3 protein-coding genes and 1 pseudogene (1 of these 4 only partly in view) are annotated in these 2,853 nt (G+C 63.7%); 1 reads left to right on the forward strand and 3 read right to left on the reverse strand.

Annotated elements, in window-relative coordinates:
* Positions 1-185: 185 nt before the first annotated feature.
* Positions 186-740 carry a DUF4142 domain-containing protein gene (locus EOC06_RS31135; RefSeq protein WP_127321344.1) on the reverse strand — a complete coding sequence of 185 codons (555 nt, stop codon included), beginning with the start codon at positions 738-740 and terminating at the stop codon, positions 186-188.
* Between the two features lie 132 nt (positions 741-872).
* Complete coding sequence (locus EOC06_RS31140; protein ID WP_164898827.1) at positions 873-1,616, reverse strand: DUF899 family protein; 744 nt, start codon at positions 1,614-1,616, stop codon at positions 873-875.
* Between the two features lie 145 nt (positions 1,617-1,761).
* Between EOC06_RS31140 and EOC06_RS31145 the strand changes: the two genes are divergently transcribed.
* A complete protein-coding gene (locus EOC06_RS31145) occupies positions 1,762-2,097 on the forward strand; it encodes a hypothetical protein (protein WP_127321345.1) in 336 nt (111 codons plus the stop codon).
* Between the two features lie 11 nt (positions 2,098-2,108).
* On the opposite strand, the pseudogene EOC06_RS31150 reads toward EOC06_RS31145, so the two are convergent.
* Positions 2,109-2,853: pseudogene (locus EOC06_RS31150) on the reverse strand (carbohydrate ABC transporter permease) (it continues 90 nt past the right edge of the window).

Raw genomic sequence — 2,853 nt, forward strand, 5'->3', positions numbered from 1 at the left:
CGCCCCCCTCTGTCCTGCCGGACATCTCCCCCTCAAGGGGGGAGATTGGCAGCTTTGGGGCCGGCCTTCACCTTGCAACGTTGAAAATTGGCGAAAACAGTGACGACGGCCAATCTCCCCACTTGAGGGGGAGATGTCCGGCAGGACAGAGGGGGGCGCCATAGGGCGTCGACCTTGAACCGCCCTCACCCCTGATGCGCGGCGGCCAGTTCCTTCACATGTTTTTCGTGCATCTGCAGCGTCGGCAGGGTTTTCTTGGCGAATTCCTTCATCGCCGGGTCGTCGCCGGATTGCGCATAGCCGCTGAACAGCGCCACGGCTTCCTTGTGGGCGTTGGTCTGCATCTCGATGTATTTGGCCTGGAACTGATCGCCGCTGGCGCCCTTTAATTCATCGAGCATCTTCTGCTCCTTGGGCTGCAGGGCTGGACCGGACGGTGCGGTGGCCGAGGTTGTCTGGCCCTGGGCAAGCGCCGCCTTGAATTCCTCGCCGGCCTTGGTGTGGTCGGCGATCATCTGTTTGGCGAACGCCTTGACGTCGGCATCGGTCGCCTTCTGCTCGGCGAGCTTGCTGGACTCGATCTCGAACTCATTGGCGCTCGGCACCGTCTTGATGAAAGTCGAAGTGTCGACCTTCGTCGTCGTAGCGAGCGGCGTGGTCGTGGCGGTCGTGTTCGACTGGGCAAAGGCCGGCGCGCCGGCAAGCAATGCTGCTGCGGTCAGAATGGTAAGCGTCTTCATGGCATGTCTCCGGTTGGAATTATCCCTCGGACAATCCAACGTCGCTTGGGCACTCCGGTTGCAGCTCATGAGGAAGAAGCCTGCGCATGTCGCCTCGGTCCCCGAACCGCGGCGGCTGGCCAGAGCTGCCTTTCAGTGGCAACACGCCTCGCCATATTGCAGCTGCTCGTTCCAGTTCGGGCGGCCTTCCGGCGTGAAATCCATCAGGTTCCACAGCGTTTCGCAGGTGCCGAGGCTGCGCGGATCCTGGCCCGGCTCCGTCGGCGCGAAATCCAGTTCCGAACTCCAGAAATGGCGTATGCCCTCGCCGTCGCGGTGAAACACGGACAGCAGCGGGATCTGTGAGCCGTCGGCCGCCTCCGCATTGTAGTCGCGCTTGAAGCTGTTGGAAGCCGAAGACACCAGCCGCATGTTGCGCCAGCCCCGGTCGCGGCCGAGCGTGACCAGGTTTTCGAGCGCGGTCTTGCCCACCACCGCGAAATTGAAGCCGGCGGCCTGGAGATGCCCGACCGCGCCGTCGAACTGGTCGAGCAATGCGGTGCAGGATGGACATGGCTGGTCCTGCCGGGCGAGCTTCGCCGTGTCGCCGCTGGTCGCCACCTCGCGCTTTTCCTGCGGATGGCGCGGGAACATCATGTTGTAGAGGATGAGCGAGTCCTTGCCGGGCGCGAACAGTTCCGACAGCTTTATCTTTGCAGGCCTCCCATCGCCGTCCAGCCCGTCGAACTCATAGTCCTGGCGGATCAGCCCGCCCGGCGGCAACGCGCGCCGGGCCTCGGCGACCTCTTCCATGGCGCGGCGCAGCTCGATTTCCTTCTTCAGCAATTTTTCGCGCGCGGTGCGGTATTTGGCGGATTCATTGGGAAAGGTGATCATGATCGGCTCCTTCAAGTCGCGGCGCCGGCGTCCCGGCGCGGTTGCTCTGCGACCCAAGGACGTTCGGCAGCGATCGGTCCCGACATTTATTGCGCATGGTGAGATGTCGTAATACCTGTTCGGGCAGCGTGATCCGGGGAACAACATGCACGACGGCGAGATCGATCTGCGCTGCCCGCAAGTGGTGGCCGACAATGCCGCCAAGGGCCTCAGGCTGCGCGGCGAGTTCGGCCGTGGCGGCACCGAGATCGGCGTCGCCCGAGCCACCGAGCTGAAGAACCGGGAAAAGCTCGCGCCCTCCACCATCCGCCGCATGGTCAGCTATTTCGCCCGCCACGAGATCGACAAGCGCGGCAGGAACTACGGCAATGAGCAAAACCCTTCGGCCGGTTATATTGCCTGGCTGCTGTGGGGCGGCGACGAAGGCCGCGCCTGGGCGCTGGAGCTTAAGCAGAAGATCGGCAACGCGCCGGACATCTGAGGACTCGTCCCTCACCCCTTGACCCCGCCCGCGGTGAGGCCGGAGACGATTTTGCGCTGGACGATCAGGACCAGCACCACCAGCGGCACCGTGACGATCACCGAGGCGGCCATGATGTTGCCCCATGGGATCTCGAACTGCGAGTTGCCGGAGAGCAGCGCGATCGCCACCGGCACGGTCCGCTGTGCGTTGTTGGAGGTGAAGGTCAGGGCAAACAGGAACTCGTTCCACGCGCCGATGAAGGCCAGCAGGCCGGTGGTTGCCAGCGCCGGCCACATCAGCGGCAGGAAGACCCGGGTGACGATGATCCACGGCGTCGCGCCGTCTAGGATCGCCGCCTCCTCGACCTCGACCGGCAGGTCCCGGACGAAGGTGGTGAGCACCCAGACGGTGAACGGCAAGGTGAAGATCATGTAGGAGAAGATCAGCGCGAACAGCGAATTGTAGAGGCCGAACAGGCGGACCAGTTCGAACAGCCCGGCCAGCAGCGCCACCTGCGGGAACATCGACACCGACAGGATGATGAACAGCAGGGCCGAGCGGCCGCGGAATCGAATGCGCGCCAGCGCATAGGCCGATGTGACGCCGAGCAACAGAGAAAGCGCAACCACCGCGCCGGAGACGAAGAGCGAGTTCAGCAAATTGCGCACGAAGCTGCCTTCGGTCAGCACATTCCGGTAGTTGGCAAGACTGACCGTTGTCGGCCACAGATCGGCCCGGAACAGCTCGGTCCCCGATTTCAGGCTGGTGACGATG

Source organism: Mesorhizobium sp. M7A.F.Ca.MR.362.00.0.0 (genome assembly GCF_004023175.1).
In the GTDB taxonomy this organism is placed as follows: Bacteria; Pseudomonadota; Alphaproteobacteria; order Rhizobiales; family Rhizobiaceae; genus Mesorhizobium.